The 20,604-nt window shown below is 42.4% G+C and carries 18 protein-coding genes; 6 read left to right on the top strand and 12 right to left on the bottom strand.

Features of this window, described 5'->3' with window-relative positions; translation table 11 throughout:
• Position 1: 1 nt before the first annotated feature.
• Positions 2-1,363 carry an IS1380 family transposase gene (locus ACQY3F_RS07215; protein WP_428352972.1) on the bottom strand — a complete coding sequence of 454 codons (1,362 nt, stop codon included), beginning with the start codon at positions 1,361-1,363 and terminating at the stop codon, positions 2-4.
• 416 nt (positions 1,364-1,779) lie between these two features.
• Here ACQY3F_RS07215 and ACQY3F_RS07210 point away from each other — a divergent pair, with 416 nt between their 5' ends.
• Genes ACQY3F_RS07210 through lpdA form a run of 3 tightly spaced genes read left to right on the top strand, consistent with a single transcriptional unit; the run spans position 1,780 to position 7,285 of the window.
• Positions 1,780-4,620, top strand: a complete 2,841-nt coding sequence (locus ACQY3F_RS07210; RefSeq protein ID WP_428354210.1) for a 2-oxoglutarate dehydrogenase E1 component — start codon at positions 1,780-1,782, stop codon at positions 4,618-4,620.
• Positions 4,617-5,831 (top strand): 2-oxoglutarate dehydrogenase complex dihydrolipoyllysine-residue succinyltransferase, encoded by a 1,215-nt coding sequence (gene odhB / locus ACQY3F_RS07205; protein WP_428354209.1) that lies wholly within the window; start codon positions 4,617-4,619, stop codon positions 5,829-5,831. Before ACQY3F_RS07210 ends, odhB begins: the two co-directional genes overlap by 4 nt.
• 14 nt (positions 5,832-5,845) lie before the next feature.
• On the top strand, positions 5,846-7,285 hold the full coding sequence (lpdA, locus tag ACQY3F_RS07200) for a dihydrolipoyl dehydrogenase (RefSeq protein WP_428354208.1): 1,440 nt from the start codon (positions 5,846-5,848) through the stop codon (positions 7,283-7,285).
• A 310-nt stretch (positions 7,286-7,595) separates the two neighbouring features.
• Here the strand turns inward: lpdA and ACQY3F_RS07195 are convergent, their stop codons facing one another.
• The 8 genes from ACQY3F_RS07195 to prs form a co-directional block, all read right to left on the bottom strand.
• A complete protein-coding gene (locus ACQY3F_RS07195; RefSeq protein ID WP_428354207.1) occupies positions 7,596-8,060 on the bottom strand; it encodes a DUF1456 family protein in 465 nt (154 codons plus the stop codon).
• Between the two features lie 383 nt (positions 8,061-8,443).
• On the bottom strand, positions 8,444-8,662 hold the full coding sequence (locus ACQY3F_RS07190) for a SlyX family protein (protein ID WP_428354206.1): 219 nt from the start codon (positions 8,660-8,662) through the stop codon (positions 8,444-8,446).
• A gap of 4 nt (positions 8,663-8,666) precedes the next feature.
• Complete coding sequence (locus tag ACQY3F_RS07185) at positions 8,667-8,981, bottom strand: pyrimidine/purine nucleoside phosphorylase (RefSeq protein ID WP_428354205.1); 315 nt, start codon at positions 8,979-8,981, stop codon at positions 8,667-8,669.
• Between the two features lie 121 nt (positions 8,982-9,102).
• Positions 9,103-9,888, bottom strand: coding sequence for a nucleoside triphosphate pyrophosphohydrolase (gene mazG, locus ACQY3F_RS07180; RefSeq protein WP_428354204.1), 786 nt, complete (start codon positions 9,886-9,888; stop codon positions 9,103-9,105).
• Complete coding sequence (locus tag ACQY3F_RS07175) at positions 9,888-10,982, bottom strand: AI-2E family transporter (RefSeq protein ID WP_428354203.1); 1,095 nt, start codon at positions 10,980-10,982, stop codon at positions 9,888-9,890. The genes mazG and ACQY3F_RS07175 overlap by 1 nt, the downstream gene beginning before the upstream one ends.
• A 28-nt stretch (positions 10,983-11,010) precedes the next feature.
• On the bottom strand, positions 11,011-11,364 hold the full coding sequence (locus ACQY3F_RS07170; RefSeq protein ID WP_428354202.1) for a 6-pyruvoyl trahydropterin synthase family protein: 354 nt from the start codon (positions 11,362-11,364) through the stop codon (positions 11,011-11,013).
• Positions 11,365-11,695: 331 nt separating this feature from the next.
• Complete coding sequence (locus ACQY3F_RS07165) at positions 11,696-13,057, bottom strand: IS1380 family transposase (protein WP_428352972.1); 1,362 nt, start codon at positions 13,055-13,057, stop codon at positions 11,696-11,698.
• A 376-nt stretch (positions 13,058-13,433) separates the two neighbouring features.
• A complete protein-coding gene (gene prs / locus ACQY3F_RS07160) occupies positions 13,434-14,147 on the bottom strand; it encodes a ribose-phosphate diphosphokinase (protein WP_428354201.1) in 714 nt (237 codons plus the stop codon).
• Positions 14,148-14,311: 164 nt separating this feature from the next.
• On the opposite strand from prs, the gene ACQY3F_RS07155 reads away from it, so the two are divergent.
• Positions 14,312-14,776 (top strand): hypothetical protein, encoded by a 465-nt coding sequence (locus ACQY3F_RS07155; RefSeq protein ID WP_428353676.1) that lies wholly within the window; start codon positions 14,312-14,314, stop codon positions 14,774-14,776.
• Positions 14,773-16,569, top strand: coding sequence for a putative transposase (locus tag ACQY3F_RS07150; protein WP_428357631.1), 1,797 nt, complete (start codon positions 14,773-14,775; stop codon positions 16,567-16,569). Before ACQY3F_RS07155 ends, ACQY3F_RS07150 begins: the two co-directional genes overlap by 4 nt.
• A 29-nt stretch (positions 16,570-16,598) precedes the next feature.
• Here ACQY3F_RS07150 and ACQY3F_RS07145 read toward each other — a convergent pair whose 3' ends face one another.
• Both ACQY3F_RS07145 and ACQY3F_RS07140 read right to left on the bottom strand, forming a co-directional pair.
• Positions 16,599-16,784 (bottom strand): hypothetical protein, encoded by a 186-nt coding sequence (locus tag ACQY3F_RS07145; protein WP_428354200.1) that lies wholly within the window; start codon positions 16,782-16,784, stop codon positions 16,599-16,601.
• Between the two features lie 11 nt (positions 16,785-16,795).
• Positions 16,796-18,331: a thymidine phosphorylase family protein gene (locus ACQY3F_RS07140; protein WP_428354199.1), complete on the bottom strand. Its 1,536-nt coding sequence runs from the start codon at positions 18,329-18,331 to the stop codon at positions 16,796-16,798.
• A 169-nt stretch (positions 18,332-18,500) separates the two neighbouring features.
• On the opposite strand from ACQY3F_RS07140, the gene ACQY3F_RS07135 reads away from it, so the two are divergent.
• Positions 18,501-19,709 (top strand): hypothetical protein, encoded by a 1,209-nt coding sequence (locus tag ACQY3F_RS07135; protein WP_428354198.1) that lies wholly within the window; start codon positions 18,501-18,503, stop codon positions 19,707-19,709.
• 183 nt (positions 19,710-19,892) lie between these two features.
• Here the strand turns inward: ACQY3F_RS07135 and ACQY3F_RS07130 are convergent, their stop codons facing one another.
• Positions 19,893-20,450: a GreA/GreB family elongation factor gene (locus ACQY3F_RS07130; RefSeq protein ID WP_428354197.1), complete on the bottom strand. Its 558-nt coding sequence runs from the start codon at positions 20,448-20,450 to the stop codon at positions 19,893-19,895.
• Positions 20,451-20,604 lie beyond the last annotated feature (154 nt).

The raw sequence follows: 20,604 nt of genomic DNA, 5'->3' as shown, positions 1-20,604 counted from the left end.
GTTAAGCGAGTAACCCCACCTTAACCCAATCATCCCATTCCTGTGGATAGAGCGGATCTGCAGGTGTTCTGACTCTCAGCTGATTATTGCCTGTGAGTAATTTTCCAGCCACCCGAATCAGATAAGTACGAAGTGTATCCGGCTCCCATTGGCACAACGTTTTGTTGCCACTCAATTGAGCCATCCAGCGCACGGTATTGTAGGCAAGAACGGCGCAATGAAATAATGCGGCATTAGCCAGAAATTGATTCGTTCTGATTTTACCTAAACCCATTTGTGATTTTGCTTCTTCAATCCATGTTTCGCACGTCGCTCGTTCACCATACTTCTTATGTGTTTGCCAAGGCGATAGAGGTTCAGTTGTTACATAACAAAAATAGTCATATTCTGCCGTATCCCAAAGCTCGGACTGAGGTCCTGTCACTTGTTTAGGTTGCTTTATCCTGACCGCGACAAACTGACGAGAGCGAGACCAGCCACCACAACGATATTGAAACTCGCTCTGCTCCCAACCGGGTCGGCCTTGTATGGCTGTCCAGGCCTGTTTGGCCAGCAATGCGTTCAAATTCTTAAGTTTAACCTTTATTAGATACCCATGCCCTCTGGTATCGAGAAATTCAAGCAAATCACCGACAAAATAACCACTGTCACCGCGAAAAATAATGCGCATCCGATTGGGCAAGTGTGCAAGTAACTGTTTGGTAAATTCTACAACACCATTGCTTGTAAAGGCATTGCCTGTCCGGAACCAGGCTTGTAAAATTTCTTTTGTTTCCGCTAGAAAAGCGAGTTGTGGATGGTATGAACGGGCACCTTTCTTTTTGGGGTTGAAGCCTTTGGCACTTCCTTCTTGTCGACCACAAACGGTGTCCACAGTTGAATCGACATCGACCCACTGGACGGATTGTATGCCAGTTTTCGATTTTCCGGAACGAAGCAATCGCCGCCAGTGTTGACCACGCAAAGTATGCGTGAGCGTTTCAAACTGGCTTATCTGCCTATCACTTACTTCTTTAAAGATCCGTAAAATTGTGGTTTCAACAGGAATCTTTATCCAGCCAGCTACTTTGCGCAGTACGCTATCTGCCCATACGGTCGTCACCTTTGCCATTGATGTTGCTCCCCCCATCATGCCAACCAACGTCAATAGAACCACATCAGATAAGTGATGGTCTGCATTTTCACCCCGCCGATGTGGAACGCTTTGTTTTACGGTTTTTTCAAAACCTATCCTGTCTAAATATTTCACGACGGGAATCAGTCCCGCCTGGCTTGTCAATCCATGTGCTGTAGATGTCATTTTTACCGTTCGGGTACGGTTTCTTACGTGAGATGAGGATTTTGATACTTTAGAGGGCTTCATTAAAACAATGAGATAGTGAAATCAGGAAAATGATATTATATCATTGTTTAATAAGGAGTTTTGTGGATTATTATGTATAATGCTTGCAGGATTTAGGTGCTATTGTTTGCTATTAAAGTTTTAGTGAGCTAAATTTTAATTCACTTAGTCTTTCACCAAGCCAAGCTTTCTTGGTAATATACAGCTTAGGCAACTTGCAATAAATAACCCACCCACCTTGCTGGTCTTTTTGTCCGTCTTCTGCGTTGTAGAAATAGTTACGTAGCTAGCTATGCGCCTATTTCTACGCCCCCGTATCAAGTACGGGGCAGGCTTTGAAGATAAACAAAAATCCTACGCAATATGGGTGGGTTATTTATTGCGCGTTACCTTACAGCCCAATATACTGCAACTTGTACGATTAACTGGATTTTTTCATGAGTAACTTGCTTAAATTTTTTCAAGATACCTCTGCTCTATATGGAAGTAATGCACCTTATATAGAAGACTTGTACGAACAATTTCTGGAAAACCCTGATTCTGTTGAAAATACCTGGCGTGAAAAATTTGCCCAATTACCGCAAGTACCCAATCGACGCGATATCGCTCATAGTCCTGTTGTAGAACGCTTTGCTTTACTTGCCACATCAAATTCTTCGCGCATAGCCGAATTACAGGGCTTTACCGAAGAAAGTGTCAAAAAACAATCTTCTGTTGCACGCTTGATTACCCATTATCGTTCGCATGGACATGAAATGGCGACCAATAATCCGCTGGGTAAAATTCATAGAAATGTGCCTGATCTAGATCCGAATTATTACGGATTATCAGAGCCCGATCTGGAAACTTTATTTGATACCGGTACCTTATATGGGGTAGATCGCTTACCATTAAAAGAGATTATTGCTACCTTAAAAGAAATTTATTGCGGGAATATTGGTACTGAATATATGCATATATTCGATGCTGATATTAAACGCTGGATTAAAAACCGCCTGGAAGGCTCCAAACCAGGTGAAAATATTGATAATAAAAAAAGAATCTGGTTATTAGAGCAATTAACCGCAGCTGAAGGCATAGAAAAATATTTGCATCGAAACTTCGTCGGTCAAAAGCGTTTTTCGCTAGAAGGCGGGGAATGCCTTATCCCCATTCTGGATGAGATTATTCAGCGCTCGGGTAAATATGGTACTAAAGAACTCGTTATCGGCATGGCGCATAGAGGACGCTTAAATGTGCTGATTAATATTCTAGGCAAAAGTCCTGCACAACTTTTTAGTGAGTTTAAAGGTACTGCGACAACAGATCGAGGTGTCATTTCCGGAGATGTTAAATACCATATGGGGTTTTCATCTAACATGGAAACCGATGGCGGATTTGCACATGTCACCATGGCCTTTAATCCTTCTCACCTAGAAATCATCAACCCTGTGGTTGAAGGCTCTGTCAAAGCGCGCCAGGATAGGTATGGAAAAGGCAGTACCGATACCGTAGTGCCTATTCTTATCCACGGAGATGCTGCATTTGCCGGACAGGGAATCGTGATGGAAACCTTGAATATGGCGCAAACCAGGGCGTTTGCAACGGGTGGCACAATTCATGTGGTTATCAATAACCAGATAGGCTTTACTACCAGCGATCCATTCGATGCGCGGTCTACTTTATACTGTACCGATGTTGCAAATATGATTCAGGCACCGGTGTTTCATGTGAATGGCGATGACCCAGAGGCCGTGCTGTTCGTTACGCAAATGGCGATTGATTACCGTGCGACTTTTAAAAAAGATGTGGTTATTGACCTTATTTGTTATCGTCGCCGGGGACATAATGAGGCAGATGAACCATCGACCACTCAGCCGATGATGTATAAAAAAATCAATTCCCTGGATACTACTTGCACTCTCTATGCAAATCACCTTATAGAGCAAGAGGTGTTAAGCGAACAGCAGGTACAGGATATGGAGCAGAATTATCAGGATTTGCTGGATGCAGAAAAACCGGTTTCACGTCCTATTATCGATTCACACTACTCTTATTCCAAATTATGGGATAAGTATGTAGGCCAGCAGTGGGATATATCCTGTGATACGCGTGTTCCACTAGAGCGCATACGTTTTTGCAATAATCAGTCGCAGCGTTTACCTCCCGGATTTGAATTGCATGCCCGGGTGACCAAAATTATGGAAAACCGGCGTAAAATGGCTGCCGGAGCGATGCCGCTGGATTGGGGCTTTGCTGAAAATATGGCTTATGCCACCTTGCTGATGGACAAATTTAATGTTCGATTGGTGGGGCAGGATGTCGGTCGCGGTACTTTTTTTCATCGCCACATTATCCTCCATAACCAGCTTAATGGTGAATCGTATATCCCTGTTAAGCACTTGGATGTGGATCAGGGGCGTGCACAAGTTTTTGATTCAATTCTTTCTGAGGCCGGCGTACTCGGTTTTGAATACGGGTATAGCTCTACCGTGCCTGAAACCTTAACTATATGGGAAGCCCAGTTTGGTGATTTTGCCAATGGCGCCCAAGTATTAATCGATCAGTTTATTAGCTCGGGTGAAAGCAAATGGGGTCGATTATCGGGACTCGTCATGTTGTTACCGCATGGCATGGAAGGCCAGGGACCCGAACATTCATCTGCGCGTCTGGAACGTTATTTACAATTATGTGCTGATCAGAATATGCAAGTTTGTGTGCCCTCGACTCCGGCACAGATCTTCCACTTATTGCGCAGGCAGGTGGTACGCAACTATCGTAAACCGCTTATCGTTATGTCACCGAAAAGCTTGTTAAGACATAAAGCAGCTGTTTCGACGCTAGAGGATCTGGTTGATGGGCATTTCCAGACCGTTATTTCTGAAACGGACCCCGCCATAGATAGAGAAAAAGTTACCCGCCTCGTACTGTGCTCTGGGAAAGTTTATTATGATCTACTCGAAGCTCGCACACGTGATAGTTTGCCTAATGTTGCCATTGTAAGGATTGAGCAGTTATATCCTTTCCCAATTCGAGACTATTCTACTGAATTTACCAAATACCCCAACCTTGAAAGTTTAGTCTGGTGCCAGGAAGAACCGCAAAACCAAGGGGCCTGGTATCAATCACGGCATAATTTTTCTATATTTAAACCTGACCATCTGGAATTAACTTACTGTGGCCGTCAAGCTTCAGCATCTCCAGCAGTAGGTAATTTAGCCAAACATTTAGAACAACAAAAAGAAGTCGTACAAACAGCACTTTACGGCCCAGCTGCTTCAGCAAGGAAACCATCATGAGCATAGAAATCCGCGTTCCAACTTTACCCGAATCTGTTGCAGATGCGACTTTAATCACTTGGCACAAGCAAGTCGGTGATAGCATTCAGAAAGATGATAATTTAGTCGACCTGGAAACTGATAAAGTTGTACTTGAAGTCCCATCCCCTAAAGCAGGCGTACTGAGTGAAATTATTGTGCAAGATGGCAGCACTGTCGTCGGTGGTGATTTGCTGGCTAGAATTAGCACCGAAAATGAAGAAATAACTCAAGCGCCCGCCCCTGAAGTTGCAAACACCGAACCAGCCAGTACTGAAATCCCGTTAAGCCCTGCAGTACGCCGAATTATATTTGAGAATGACCTTGATCCCGCGCTGGTAACAGGTACCGGTAAAGGGGGCCGCATCACTAAAAGTGATGTGCAAAATTATTTAACTCAACATGCGACTCCTGCACCGCAAACTGAAGAAAAATCAGAGCCTCCACCCACAATAGAGTCTAGCTCTAATGTCAGCTCTACACTTAGCAATGGCAGGTCAGAACAACGTGTCCCAATGACGCGTTTACGCGCGAAAGTAGCAGAGCGTTTATTACAAGCTCAGCAAAACGCTGCCATGTTAACCACCTTCAATGAGGTCAACATGCAAAGTGTTATTGATTTACGCAAGCAGTATCAAGAGCGCTTTATTGCGAAACATGAGGTTAAATTAGGCTTTATGTCTTTTTTTATTAAAGCCTCGATTGAAGCGCTTAAACGTTTTCCTGCTATCAATGCATCGATTGACGGTGAAGATATTATCTATCATGGTTATTATGATATAGGTATCGCGGTTTCTTCACCCCGTGGCCTGATTGTTCCTGTGTTACGCGATGCCGACCAGCTGGATTTTTCAGGGATAGAAAAGAATATTGTCGATTTTGGCCAGAAAGCAATATCAGGTAAGCTTACTTACGATGAGCTTAATGGCGGCACTTTCACCATTACCAATGGTGGAATTTTTGGCTCTATGCTGTCAACACCAATTCTGAATCCACCACAATGTGCCATTTTAGGTATGCATGCGATTACCGAACGTGCCGTTGTTGAAAAGGGTGAAATTGTTATACGCCCTATTATGTATCTTGCTTTATCTTATGATCACCGTCTAGTAGACGGACGAGACGCAGTGCAGTTTTTAGTCGCGATTAAAGAAGGTTTGGAATCGCCTGCACATTTATTACTTAATATTTAAGTCAGGATCAGCTCATGTCTCAACAAAAAAATGATTTCGATGTAATTGTCATAGGTGCCGGCCCTGCAGGCTATGTTGCGGCGACTCGTGCTACTCAATTAGGCCTGAAAACGGCTTGTATTGATAATTGGGTCTCAAAAAACTCGACTCCTTGCCTAGGCGGCAATTATGTTAATGGTGGCTGTATCTCTGCTGTCGCGCTATTAGAGTCGGCAAAATTATTTAATTTAGTTAATCACGGTATCTCCGACCATGGTATTAGTGCAGACAATATCCAGGCAGATATTCCACAAATGCAAAAACGTAAGGAATCTATCGTTGCTTTATTAAACCAGCAGGTCGAGAAAATATTTATCGATAATAAAGTTGAGATTATTAAGGCCGATGCTCAACTTATCAACCCTAATCGGGTAGAAATCATTCCTTTCAGTGATAACCTGCCCAAGGTGATAACCGCAGATAAGATAATCCTTGCTGCAGGCTCCAGCCCGGTCGAGTTGAAATTTGCACCGATCGATAATGAATTTATTATTGATGTGCAGACCGCTCTGAATTTGCAAAGTGCACCTAAAACGCTGGGGATAATTGGTGCTGGGGCGATAGGCATCGAACTTGCAGGTATCTGGAACAAGTTAGGCACAAAAGTCGTCATACTCGAAGCACAAGGCTCATTTATGACCATGGCTGACCAGGAAATATCTGATGAAGCTTTTAAACTTTATAGTCAACAGGGGATGGATATTCGGCTCTGCGCACGCGTTATTTCTACACAGATTGAACAAGACCAGGTCAATGTAGAATACGAAGATAGCCAGGGACGACACCAATGCTTATTTGAAAAACTAGTCGTCGCCTCAGGTAGGAAACCTAACACGGAGACACTGATAGCGGCCTCTGCCGATCTATTATTAGATGAAGATGGTTTTGTGCATGTCGATGAAAACTGTTGCTCTACACTACCAGGGGTTTATGCTATTGGTGACCTGACATTATCAGGGCCCATGCTTGCGCATAAAGGCATAGAAGAAGGGTTTTTTGTCGCTGAACTCATTGCGCAGCAGCAATCCCCGATTAACTATCATACTATTCCAAATGTTATTTATACTGATCCTGAAATAGCCTGGGTAGGGCAAACAGAGCAAGACCTGCTTGCGATAGGTGAAAATATCAAAACCAGTATATTCCCATTTAGCTCAACCAGTCGTTCGCTAATTAAAGGCACGACCTCGGGAATGGTTAAAATGATTATGCAAGCGGACACAGAAATCATTTTAGGGGTACATATTATTGGCGAACTCGCGTCCGAATTAATTGCCGAAGTGGTCCTGGCGATGGAGTTCTCTGCGACCGCTGAAGATATCGCACGAACCATTCATGCTCACCCGACGATTTCTGAAGCAATTCATGAAAGTGCGCTGGCTTTAAGCGGACGCTCTTTGCATATATCTGTTTAGAATATTAAGTTTGGAGCGAGAATTATCATAAAAACCTAAGATTTCCGTAACGACTCAGCGTATCTGATAGTTACGAAATTAGATTGTATATTTCCAGCCAGGCACTAGAAAAGCAGGTATTTGATAAAAAATACCCTGATGGCACAAGCGTTTTGTAGGATGGGCAAGGAGGTGCGACGTGCCCATCATGTTTCGTTGATGGGCACGGATGAAGCCCTTTGCCCATCCTACAGTGTTTATTTTGCTGTAACTACTCAGCTTGTCTGAGAGTAGTTACAGCTTTCCTTACTAAAAGGCAAGCAAGGCACCCTCAGTCATTTTTTCTGTATTTATTTTGCACGCCTGTTAAGAAATTTCGCAAAATCTGATTTTTACACTCGCGGTAATTCTTATGACCTGGCTTACGGAAAAATGCACTGAGTTCGTGCTTACTTAGTCGAAAGTCAACTGATTCCATTATCACTAAAATGTCATCGTCTTTTAGATCCAAGGCAATTTTTAATTTTCTAAAGATAAGATTGTTAGTCAAAGACTGCTCGGGTTCGACTTGTGAACCCTCTTTTTTCCCACGCTTCTCGTTAATGAATCCATTCAGAAAAATAGCCATATCAGCATCCTTGCATTCCTGATAATCAGTGTCATCATCTTTTTTAAGCCAGTTGCTAATCTGCTCCCGCGAAACCTGAGAGTCGACCTGTGCAAAGACTGCGATCATCTTGTTGTCATCGAAGTCGAAAGTGTAGCGAATGCGACGCAAAACATCATTATTGGTCATACTTTTTTTATCCTGTGAAAAAATTAGCAGTTGATTGCCCTTTGACTAAACCGCGCAAATATCTATGCTTTGCTTCGCGTGGCCATGGATGCGGTTGTATAGTACTGATACATAATTATGTTAAGATTTGCGTAGGATGGGTAGAGCATGTTTTTGCGAAACCCATCATTTTACGTGGGATTGATGGGTTTCACTGCGCGCTCTTGCGAGTCACTGCGCACCTAAAAAAACAGGTGCTACGTTCTACCCATCCTACAGAAATATTAAATTAATTCACCACATATACTTAACTGGCTACGTAGCTATCGGCAAAAACTCAGCCGCTAAAAATCTGCACGAAATAACTGAGTCAACCTGGAAGCTGGATCTTTATTTCGAAAACTTTAATAATGCGGTGGCCTTTCATCTGCCGCTGAAAATGCACTCGCTGACTGTGCTGTTGCTGCTGATAAATCGCGAACTCGGCCGATTAGTTGCTGCGTAAGACGTTCTAATGCATCAATTTGAGTTTGTTGCGTGCATATAACATCATTGAGTTGTGCAATGGTATCTTCCTGATAGGCAATTTTTGTTTCTATAGAGATTAAGCGTTGCTCGGTCATGATATTACTTTATGTATGAACAACAATAATCTGTCGGGGTGTTTATCTTGACTTGAAATTTCGAATCTCCCGAAACTTCAAAAGATTCGCCAGCACTAATACTTTGCCACTGCTCTGTTCCAGGTAGTAATACTTCTAGCTCACCCGCCATGATTTCCATCGTTTCTTTTGCGCCGGTTGCAAATGTGTATTCGCCTGGTAACATAAAGCCCAGAGTTTTTTCTGTGCCATCAGCAAACTGAATCGTGCGACTGCTAACTTGTCCAGCAAAATAAATATTTGCTTTTTTTACGACGGTTACATTTTCAAAGCTTGTCATTTTATGTTTTTATCTCTCTTGTTACTTTTGTTGGGAACTATAAAGACTGATACCTTAGGTAGGGCGGACTTTAGTCCGCTACTTTCAATCAAAAATAGCGGACTGAAGTCCGCTCTACAGACTATTTATTCTTCAGTGCGATTTTAGCTTCATCCCATAAACCATCTAATTCATCGAGTGTGCACTGCTTTACTTCGCGTCCAGATTGCAATACTTTATGCTCTATATATTCAAAGCGCCGGGTACTCTTTTTTAAAGCCTGTTCTGGCTCAACCTGCATGTGTCGGGCGAGATTTACGGCAACCAGTAATAAGTCACCTATCTCTTCTTCTATATGTTGCTTATCACCAGATTCCCAGGCTTCTTTAACTTCGTCTAATTCTTCTATCACTTTTGCATATACCGGCTCAATTTCAGTCCAGTCAAAACCATGATTGGCAGCCCGATCCTGAATCTTTTTACACTGTACCAAAGCCGGTAGATTTTTTGCCACACCGGATAAAATAGTATGGTTTTCAGCTTCTTTTTCTGCTCGCTCTGCGGCTTTTAAAGTTTCCCAGGCCTGATGTTGCTCTGTTTCATCAGTATACTGAACATCAGAAAAAACGTGGGGATGCCTACGCACTAATTTATCTGCAACGCCGGCTGCTACCTGTTCAAAATCAAATAAGTCCTGCTCTTCTGCGAGCTGAGAATGAAATACCACTTGAAACAATAAGTCCCCTAATTCAGACTTTAAATCCTGCATATCATTGCGTTCGATCGCATCGACGACTTCGTATGCTTCTTCCAGCGTGTACGGAATCAGTGTGCTAAAGTTTTGCTTTTTATCCCATGAGCAGCCAGTTTCTGGGTCTCTTAACCGCTGCATAATCTGTAATAACCGCTGCGTATTTTTCATCGTCATTACATTTCAAAAGTGTCCATTTTATCATCCAGGCGTGGCCAGGCTGAAGTTACCGCTTTTACTAAGGTTGCTAAAGGAATAGCAAAAAACACGCCCCAGAACCCCCAAAGCCCACCAAAAAATAAGATGGCAACAATAATAGCGACAGGGTGCAGATTAACCGCTTCCGAGAAAAGTAAAGGGACCAGAACCACGCCATCGATGGCTTGAATAATTGAATAGGCGATGACTATGTACATAAATTCATCGTTGCTAAATCCCCATTGAAAAAAAGCAACACCTAACACCGGAAAAGTAACCAGAGTTGCTCCAACATAGGGGATAATGACAGACAAGCCCATAAATACTGAGAGCAATACCGCATAATTTAGCCCTAAGACAGAAAAAGTCATAAAACTGGCTAATCCTAGAATCATAACTTCAACAAATTTACCGCGTACATAATTGCCCAGCTGCATATCCACTTCTGCCCAGACGTTGATAGATAATAACCTGTCTCTGGGCATAAATTTCGCAAACCAGTCCAATAAAAGCCTTTTATCTTTCAAACAAAAAAGGATTAACACCGGAACCAGAATAAGGTATACCAACGCACTGATAATACCTACGACCGATGAAGCAGAAAAACCTAGTAGATCCTGTCCGTAATTCAAGGCTTCCTGTTGTATGGCAAACATAAATTCACTCAGTTTATCAGCAGAGATAAATTGCGGGTAAGCTTCGGGTAGTTTTAAAATCTCGGCCTGAGAGCTCTTAATAATATCTGGTGTATGTTGCAAGAGTTGCTTTAATTGCTTATACAACATAGGCATCAAGCCGAATAATAAGTAACTAAAAGCTCCCATAAACCCAGAAAACACAATAAATACAGCGGGCAGACGTTTAATCTTATGCTCTAACTTTCTTACCATACCTTCTAATAAATAGGCTAACACTATGGCAATAAAAACAGGCATTAAAACATCTGATAAGGATGTAATTAATAGAAAACCTACAATTAAAATGATTGCTAGAGCGATAGCCTGAGCATTTGGAAAAATTCGTTTTATGCTATCTTTTATAAACTGCAGGTTAGACGTTTCATTACGCGGCATGATGACTTATTATTATTATTTTTAAATGTCAGGGGCGATAGGTAGCATTCGTTTTCGGTGTTTCACTTACGCTGACAGAGATAACTTCCTTCCATATCTGCTTAGCATGTTCATAAAGATATTTAGCGATGCTTTCAGCCGTGGTTGGCCCATCCAATACATCATTTAGATGACGATGATCCAGAGTCTCATCAATCATTTTCTTGAAAACAATAAGTTCATTATAATCGACCACAAACCCTGTAGCGTTAAGTTCTTCTGCTGCTAACACCAGTTCTACAACATAATTATGGCCGTGCAAGCGGCTGCAAGGGTGCAGATCTGGTAATCCTTCGATGATATGGCTTGCACTAAAATCAAAATGTTTAGAAATTGTGTACACGCTACTTTAATACCTTATATTTGTGTAATAAATAAAAAAAACCGACAAATATAGTCGGCTTTAGAATTGATTCATTTTAACATGCTTTAGCTGTTACCTAAATCCTGCAAGCCCATATTTTGACTCTCATTAACCTGTCTAGCTAAGTGGTTATTAGGTTTTTACTGCCGCTTTGCCAGCCCTCTTTGTCCAACCGATCAAAATATCCAGATTTAAATCATAAATAGAGGAAATTTTTTGTATCGTATGGATATCCCCCGAGCCCAAGGCAATAAACACCCTGCCAACGTGCCATGACCTTTTAATCAAAGTGACTTAACTTCGGTTAATGTTAAGCGAGTAACCCCACCTTAACCCAATCATCCCATTCCTGTGGATAGAGCGGATCTGCAGGTGTTCTGACTCTCAGCTGATTATTGCCTGTGAGTAATTTTCCAGCCACCCGAATCAGATAAGTACGAAGTGTATCCGGCTCCCATTGGCACAACGTTTTGTTGCCACTCAATTGAGCCATCCAGCGCACGGTATTGTAGGCAAGAACGGCGCAATGAAATAATGCGGCATTAGCCAGAAATTGATTCGTTCTGATTTTACCTAAACCCATTTGTGATTTTGCTTCTTCAATCCATGTTTCGCACGTCGCTCGTTCACCATACTTCTTATGTGTTTGCCAAGGCGATAGAGGTTCAGTTGTTACATAACAAAAATAGTCATATTCTGCCGTATCCCAAAGCTCGGACTGAGGTCCTGTCACTTGTTTAGGTTGCTTTATCCTGACCGCGACAAACTGACGAGAGCGAGACCAGCCACCACAACGATATTGAAACTCGCTCTGCTCCCAACCGGGTCGGCCTTGTATGGCTGTCCAGGCCTGTTTGGCCAGCAATGCGTTCAAATTCTTAAGTTTAACCTTTATTAGATACCCATGCCCTCTGGTATCGAGAAATTCAAGCAAATCACCGACAAAATAACCACTGTCACCGCGAAAAATAATGCGCATCCGATTGGGCAAGTGTGCAAGTAACTGTTTGGTAAATTCTACAACACCATTGCTTGTAAAGGCATTGCCTGTCCGGAACCAGGCTTGTAAAATTTCTTTTGTTTCCGCTAGAAAAGCGAGTTGTGGATGGTATGAACGGGCACCTTTCTTTTTGGGGTTGAAGCCTTTGGCACTTCCTTCTTGTCGACCACAAACGGTGTCCACAGTTGAATCGACATCGACCCACTGGACGGATTGTATGCCAGTTTTCGATTTTCCGGAACGAAGCAATCGCCGCCAGTGTTGACCACGCAAAGTATGCGTGAGCGTTTCAAACTGGCTTATCTGCCTATCACTTACTTCTTTAAAGATCCGTAAAATTGTGGTTTCAACAGGAATCTTTATCCAGCCAGCTACTTTGCGCAGTACGCTATCTGCCCATACGGTCGTCACCTTTGCCATTGATGTTGCTCCCCCCATCATGCCAACCAACGTCAATAGAACCACATCAGATAAGTGATGGTCTGCATTTTCACCCCGCCGATGTGGAACGCTTTGTTTTACGGTTTTTTCAAAACCTATCCTGTCTAAATATTTCACGACGGGAATCAGTCCCGCCTGGCTTGTCAATCCATGTGCTGTAGATGTCATTTTTACCGTTCGGGTACGGTTTCTTACGTGAGATGAGGATTTTGATACTTTAGAGGGCTTCATTAAAACAATGAGATAGTGAAATCAGGAAAATGATATTATATCATTGTTTAATAAGGAGTTTTGTGGATTATTATGTATAATGCTTGCAGGATTTAGGTGTTACACTTACAAGACTTACCAACAAACGGCAATTAGATTTACTAAATCATCTGTCATTTTAAATATTAGTTTGCATCACAAAGTAACCAGCACAATGGCTCTTTAAGTTTTTTCACTTAAGCACCTGGATATAAATAAGCGTCCAATATTTGGGCAGGATTTTTGTTTATTATTAGTGCTGTACAGTTAGCGCATAGCTGTTTACGTAACTATTGTTACAGAGCTAATAACGGACAAAAAGACCAGCAAAGTTGGATGATGTGTGTTTCCAGGTGCCTTATACAATTTCTCGTATTGCCTGCGCCAACAAACGCTCCAGGTGAATGCAAGAGCTAGAGTGATTTATGCTATCGGTACTCCAGAACGCCTGTATTCCTGACTGCATAATATGCGCCTCTGCATCATCACAAAATAAGGGGTGGGTAATCACTGCGTAAACCTCACTTGCACCTGAAGCCCGAACTAAAGTGCTCGCCCTTGCCAAAGTTCGACCAGTGCTAGCCATATCATCAATAATCACCACGGTTTTGTTCAGAAAATCATGCTCTGCCAGGGCCATTTTTACTTGCGTATCACCTAGACGTACTTTTTCAGCAACCGAATATTCAAAGCCTAATTTTTTGGCAATAGCGGCAACCCATTGCTCGGATTCACTATCGGGTCCGAGTAACACGGCATGATTAAATTTTTGTTGCAGAAATTGAGTAATTTCCTCGGTCGCAGTCAGGCTAATCGCATTAGCTATCGGGATTGCCTGGTTTAATCTGGAAATACGATGCAGGTGCGGATCGACGGTAATCACATCATCAAATAACTCTGCCAGCATTTGCCCGATTATACGCTGACTAACTGCTTCTCCAGGTTTATTTGCAATATCCTGACGCATATAACACAAATAGGGTGCAACCAAGGTAATTCGTTTAACGCCCTGCTGACGTGCTGTTCTGACACACAGAAGTAGTTCAATGAGCTTATCATTAGGTTCAGACATCTTGATTCGCTATCCTGAAAGAAATCCATTAAAACTTAAACTAGGCAATATAATTAAAGGGTTAGGGAATTATTGTCAAATGATTGATATTTTCAGCTAAAGAAATGAAAACGGTACTCATTTAGGTTAAACTAAGCCCTCATATCATACGAGGTATTCAATTAATGCAGCAACTCATGCTCCCAATAATTCCTCAGGGTACGACTATTATAAATGGTCAGGTCAGTGTTGATAACCGAAATGATGAGTGGTTTTATTTCCTCGGCGGTATCCCGATCTATTCTCACCAGGCTGACAATAAGAGATTATTTAGACTTCACACCTCTCAACTCATCAATACCGGCTCCTGTCGTTCAATCGATATTATTACAACCTTTGGTGTCTCTAAAAGTAGTGTTATGCGCTCATTAAGGCAACTACGAGAAAAAGGGGCTGATTCGTTTTTTGAACCTCGCCCGACTCGCAAGGGAGGACCACTCTTTACGCTTGAGGTTTTGCAGCAAGCTCAGGAATATCTGGATCAAGGTATGACGCCTAACGAAGCCGCTAAAGAATTAGGCATCCGGGCAGATACCTTTCGCAAGGCGATCAGTGATGGACGTTTAAAAAAAAGTCTGCCGTATCAATAGACCCCAATGATGGCAGTACCAAATCAGCCCGTGATATTATTGATGCCAGTGCAGCCGAGTCACTCGGTACGGCCTGCACTCGAGTAGAAGAGCGAATCCAGGCGGCTTTGGGTGAGCAGGAAAAGGGAGCCTCAATCGAATTCGAATCCTGTTTAGATGTTCCTAAAGGCGGTGTGTTATGTGCATTGCCCGCGTTACTTAGCAATGGCTTATTAAATGACATTGAGCACCACCTTGGCAAACTGACAGGTTATTATCAAACCTTTCATATCCTATTGCTACTCGCCTTTATGGGACTATGTCGCATCAAAAATGCCGAACAACTTCGCGAGCATGCACCGGGTGAATTCGGCAAACTACTTGGCCTGGATCGGGTTCCCGAAGTGCGCTGTTTAAGAACCAAAGTAAAAGGACTGTCTGATCCAGAATCAGTTGAAAGCTGGGCGGCCGACCTCAGTCGACAATGGATGGAAAATGAACCAGAGGCAGCAGGAACACTCTACATAGATGGTCATGTCCGTGTCTATCATGGACACTTGACTAAACTTCCCAAACGGCATGTTTCACGCGAAAAACTCTGCTTACGGGGTATCACCGACTACTGGGTTAATGATGGTACGGGGCGTCCCTTCTTTGTCGTTGAAAAAACGGTGGATCCGGGCTTACTAAAAACGCTGGAAGAAGATATCGTCCCCCGATTACTCAAAGACATTCCGAATCAACCGAGTGCACAAGCATTACAGCAAAACAAACAAGCCTGTCGTTTTATCCTGGTGTTTGATAGAGAAGGCTATAGCCCCGCATTCTTTAGAAAGATGTGGGACAAGCATCGTGTCGCTTGCATGACCTATCATAAATTTCCCACCGAAAATTGGCCACTGGACAATTTTTCCAGTCAGGAGATCACCCTACCGAGTGGTGAAAAAGTCATCATGAAACTCGCCGAACGAGGCAGTCTGGTTGGAACTGGAAAACAGGCGATGTGGATGAGAGAAGTGCGCAAGTTGACTGATTCTGGTCACCAAACCAGTATTATTACCACAGCCTATGAACTAGAATTGACGGCTGTTTCTGGGCGAATGTTTAGCCGGTGGTGCCAAGAGAACTTTTTTAGATATATGAAGCACCACTATGGGCTAGACATGCTACAGGAGTATGGAATAGAGCCACTATCCGATACCCAAAAGGTGGTCAACCCTGATAGGCGCCAACAGGAAGGACAGCGTAATTCGATACAATCCAAACTCAATTACCGTCTATCTCGATTTGCAGCGATGGAACTTCATCCGGTGATTAAAAAAGATGAAACGGAAGATGTGAAATACAAGAAATGGGAAAGAAAACGAGCAGAATTACTCGAAGAAATAGAGCATTATGAAAATGAACTAAAAACCATCAAGGAAAAACTAAGCCAAACGCCCAAACACATTACCTGGCAAGAGTTGAGAGACGAAGATAAGTTCGAACAGCTTCTGCCAGGGAAAAAGCGGCTGATAGATACTGTCAACATGATCGCTTATCGGGCAGAAACAGCAATGGCCGCTCTGCTAACCTCACCGACAATCGACTTTCCGATGGCAAGGCAACTATTACAAACGCTGTTTGTGACAGAAGCAGATATATTACCCGATAAAGTAAAAAAACAACTTCGGATACGTGTGCATAGTACTTCCCGACCTGCAAGTAATAAAGCAATAGAAAAGTTATTTGAACAACTCAATCAAACGGAACTCAACTATCCAGGAACCGATCTGCGCTTAATTTATGAGCTGACTTCATCCGCAAAAAATTAGGAAATGGTCTCAAATTAGTTTCGTCTGAATCAAGATGTCTGAGGTTGATTAAGGCTACGGCAAATAACTATATGTTCCGGTAATTCAACCGGTAAACGCAACAAGCTTTCACCATCGGGAAATTGATGCAGATATACTTGTTGCAATTCAACATTCAACTCAGAAGCCAGACGTTGCGCCTGGGGTAAATATTCCGGAAAGCCTAGTACCAGCATTTATTACACCTCTAAAATGCAATCAAGGGTTTTAAAACCTGCTCATGCTCGCCTATACTGTATGCGTTGTTTTGCAGGGCCAGATTTTTTGCGAAATTAAAATCAGCCTCAAATTCAGCATGAATTTGATATAAAGGCTCTCCTTTTTCTACTTGATCGCCTAATTTTTTAAAAAGATCGACACCCGCTTTTTTTTCCATGGGCGCACCGGCAATCCGTGCAATTTTTGCTGTCTGGAAATTATCGATATGGGTAACAATGCCGTCACGCTCGGCACAGACTTGATAACATAATTTCCCCGGCTGTAAATCTATTTCCTTCTCACCTTGCGCCTTTATGATATCGTTCATCTTTGCGCAAGCCCTCCCCGACTCAAGAATGTCCCGGGCAATAGCATAACCCTGCCCACCACGAACATCGGGATCGAACTCGATAATTCTGCCTGCCAATTGTAGAGACTTTTGACGTAAATCTGTGGGTGCTTTCGGATCGTTATTTAAAACCTGCATTATATCTCTAGCTTCCAGCACTGGACCAATGCCCAGACCTATTGGTTGACGGCCATCGGTAATCATAACTTCCAGATGAATATTTAGTTGGTCACCAACAAATTCAAATAACTTACGCAAGGCCAGTGCCTGGCGCATATGTCTAACTTTCGCGGTGGGTCCGACTGGAATATCGATGATCAAGTGCGTTGATCCCGCTGCGAGTTTTTTGGATAAAATAGAAGCGACCATTTGTCCTTGCGAATCTATCCCTAAGGGTCGTTCCACAGAAATTAACATATCGTCAACCGGCGCTAATTTTGCAGTCCCTCCCCAAACCAGACAACCTCGCTGCATATGCACAATATCGAGTAGTTGTTGCGGTGCAAGATTAATATTAGCAAGGACTTCCATAGTATCTGCTGTACCAGCGGGTGAGGTAATCGCACGACTGGATGTTTTGGGGATTAACATGCCATGCGCGGCAACAATGGGCACGACTAACATCGAAGTACGATTTCCAGGAATTCCGCCAATACAATGCTTATCAGCAACTAATGATTCCTGCCAATCTATGCTCTCGCCAGATTGCAACATTGACCGTGTTAGATAAAGCAGCTCATCCCGATCTAGGTTATTTTGCCCAGTAGCCACCAGAAAAGCAGCCATTTCCATTTTCGAATAGCGGGTTTCGACTATATCATTGCTAATATCATCAAAGTCTTCCTGGCTAAGTCGTTCACCGTTAATTTTGCGTCGTACAGCGTCCATCGACTTGGGAGGTTCAGCATGGTTAACAGTAATCAGCGTTCCTTCATCGACGCATAAATGTTTAAATGCTTGTTGCGATAAACCCAGCTCACCAGGCAGAACAATAGAATTATCATCAACCACATTGAGCACAGCCAGTAACCGTGTGCCATTCACACTGACTTCAATTTTAGACAAGGCCTGAAAGCCCTCTGCTCTATATGTGCTGCAATTACGATTTAAATAAGCAACATTCTCATGGTAGGTGTCTATTTCAACCCGGCGGACAGTTAAGGTATCAATACTCATATTTTTTTTAGGTTTTATTATTGATGATGCTTAAAAGATGTTATCTTGTCAACTCTCAGCTTTCAACCGAGGCTTCCTAATCAGTTTTGCTTACAAAGTTATGTCATACAGACCTAATCAATATCTACAAACTATCATTCCTATTATCACTCTAATAATATTGACTAGTTTGCTGACATCGACAAATCTAAAAGCCGCTAGCAGTGCAAAATCACAAGTTTCCAATCAGGTTACTCTGTCTTATTTCTGGTCGCGGTATTGCCCCCATTGTGAAGATGCCAAGCCGTTAATTAATAACCTTCCTAAGTTATACCCCTGGTTAACAGTGCATAGTTATGATCTTGTGGATAGCCGCATTAATCAGAAGCATTATTTACTCATGGCGCAGCAATTACAACAACCCGCAAATTCAGTACCTGCCTTTATCTTCTGTGGTCAAATGATAGTCGGTTATGACCACGCAGAAACCACGGGCCAGGAACTCAAAGAAAAACTCCTCGCCTGCCATCAACAACAAAGCACTCCGGAAGTACAAGAAAATTTTAATATACCTGGATTGGGAAATATTCATTATCAGGACTTTTCTCTACCTGTATTTACCTTGATTATAGCTGCTCTGGATGCGTTTAACCCCTGTGCTTTTTTTATTCTGCTTTTTTTACTCAGTTTAATGGTGCATCATCGGAGTCGCGCTAGAATGCTAGTCATAGGCTGCACTTTTGTAGTGTGCTCTGGAGTCATGTACTTCCTGTTTATGAGCGCCTGGCTGAACCTGTTTCTTATTACTGAAGAGCTGATCATTATTACTTCTGCAGCAGGACTGATTGCCATCAGCTTTGGCTTGATCAATATCAAGGATTATTTCTTTTTTAAACGCGGTATTTCCCTATCATTGTCTGATACTAATCGATCCAGACTGTTTACCCGAATACGCGCTCTCACCCAAAGCGGTAACTGGGTGACAATGATTTCTGCAACCATAATTCTCGCGATTGCTGCCAATAGTTATGAATTAATCTGCACCGCCGGCCTACCCATGGTATATACCCGCGTATTAACCCTGAATGAACTTAACTCAACGCAGTATTACCTATATCTAGCCTTATACAATATTGTCTATATTATTCCTTTATTAGCGATAGTCATAATTTTTACGCTAACGATGGGGCAGAGAAAATTATCTGCTGAAGGTGGACGCTTATTAAAACTACTCTCGGGTAGCATGATGTTCGGACTAGGAATTATATTACTGCTAAAACCAGAATGGCTTAGTAATATGCTGGTGTCTGTGGGGGTGATTACAGGGGCCGTAATGTTGACGGCTTTGGTTGCAATCATACAAAAATTAAAATTTGCAAATAAAGAACAAGGAAGGTGAATAAGTCACCATTAAAAACATAGGTTCGTGACAAAATTTCTTTAATTTCTTTAATTTCTTCAATTCCCATTGTAATCCACCCTAACTAGAATTTTTTAATCTAATTTTACTGATTTATTCATTATAAGACTGAATGTGACCTCTGTTTTGTAAGCTTATAAATCATTCCCATTGTCAGCATATTTACTCATTCTCAAATTCAAGCCCATATTGAATATCTATTACCGTATATTGAGTCTCTTGAAACTCGTTTCTAATGAGTATCTGATCATCAAAGGTCTTTTTTAGTAAGGCCTGAGCTAGCGGCGAATCAAGGCTAATATAGCGTTTATCCATTTCAAACTCATCGGCACCTACAATACGATATAACACTTCCTCGTTTTTATCAGTCTCTAGTAATATCCAGGCAGAAAAAAAGATTTTTTCTTGATCAGCGGGCATAGCTGAAATTATATTCAGCGTTGGCATGCGTTTTTGTAAAAAATGAATGCGCCCGTCTATCCCTCGCAACTCCTTTTTGCGATAAATGTATTCAGCATTTTCAGATCGATCACCTTCAGCGGCGGCTGCAGATAAAGCTACAACTACATTTTTACGTTTCAGCCATAAGTTTTTTAATTCCTGCTCTAAGCGTTGGTAGCCAGCGGGAGTGATGTATGGCGATGATATAGGTCTAGGGGCTTTCCAGCGTGACATATGAATATTTAATAGAAGATATTTGAACAGTTCATTGTTTAACATTTCCGTAGGATGGGTAGAGCGTAGCATCGGTTTTTTTGGTGCGTAGCGAAACCCATCGATCCCACGTAAAATGATGGGTTTCTCTTCGAGCTCTTACGAGTCGCAAAAAAGACGTTCTACCCATCCGACCCCCTATAGAATGTCTATAGCATAG

Source organism: Methyloprofundus sp. (genome assembly GCF_965251085.1).
In the GTDB taxonomy this organism is placed as follows: Bacteria; Pseudomonadota; Gammaproteobacteria; order Methylococcales; family Methylomonadaceae; genus Methyloprofundus.
The sequence above is the reverse complement of the archived record's forward strand: the minus strand, read 5'-3'. Positions and strand labels throughout refer to the sequence as shown.

Excerpts from the sequence above, each read along its gene's own strand:
- ACQY3F_RS07145 (WP_428354200.1), bottom strand. The coding sequence starts at position 16,784 with ATGCTGGTACTAGGCTTTCCGGAATATTTACCCCAGGCGCAACGTCTG.
- ACQY3F_RS07175 (WP_428354203.1), bottom strand. The coding sequence starts at position 10,982 with ATGCCGCGTAATGAAACGTCTAACCTGCAGTTTATAAAAGATAGCATA.
- ACQY3F_RS07210 (WP_428354210.1), top strand. The coding sequence starts at position 1,780 with ATGAGTAACTTGCTTAAATTTTTTCAAGATACCTCTGCTCTATATGGA.
- ACQY3F_RS07140 (WP_428354199.1), bottom strand. The coding sequence starts at position 18,331 with ATGAGTATTGATACCTTAACTGTCCGCCGGGTTGAAATAGACACCTAC.
- ACQY3F_RS07185 (WP_428354205.1), bottom strand. The coding sequence starts at position 8,981 with ATGACAAGCTTTGAAAATGTAACCGTCGTAAAAAAAGCAAATATTTAT.
- ACQY3F_RS07165 (WP_428352972.1), bottom strand. The coding sequence starts at position 13,057 with ATGAAGCCCTCTAAAGTATCAAAATCCTCATCTCACGTAAGAAACCGT.
- prs (WP_428354201.1), bottom strand. The coding sequence starts at position 14,147 with ATGTCTGAACCTAATGATAAGCTCATTGAACTACTTCTGTGTGTCAGA.
- ACQY3F_RS07190 (WP_428354206.1), bottom strand. The coding sequence starts at position 8,662 with ATGACCGAGCAACGCTTAATCTCTATAGAAACAAAAATTGCCTATCAG.
- mazG (WP_428354204.1), bottom strand. The coding sequence starts at position 9,888 with ATGACGATGAAAAATACGCAGCGGTTATTACAGATTATGCAGCGGTTA.
- ACQY3F_RS07155 (WP_428353676.1), top strand. The coding sequence starts at position 14,312 with ATGCAGCAACTCATGCTCCCAATAATTCCTCAGGGTACGACTATTATA.
- odhB (WP_428354209.1), top strand. The coding sequence starts at position 4,617 with ATGAGCATAGAAATCCGCGTTCCAACTTTACCCGAATCTGTTGCAGAT.
- ACQY3F_RS07130 (WP_428354197.1), bottom strand. The coding sequence starts at position 20,450 with ATGTTAAACAATGAACTGTTCAAATATCTTCTATTAAATATTCATATG.
- ACQY3F_RS07195 (WP_428354207.1), bottom strand. The coding sequence starts at position 8,060 with ATGACCAATAATGATGTTTTGCGTCGCATTCGCTACACTTTCGACTTC.
- ACQY3F_RS07215 (WP_428352972.1), bottom strand. The coding sequence starts at position 1,363 with ATGAAGCCCTCTAAAGTATCAAAATCCTCATCTCACGTAAGAAACCGT.
- lpdA (WP_428354208.1), top strand. The coding sequence starts at position 5,846 with ATGTCTCAACAAAAAAATGATTTCGATGTAATTGTCATAGGTGCCGGC.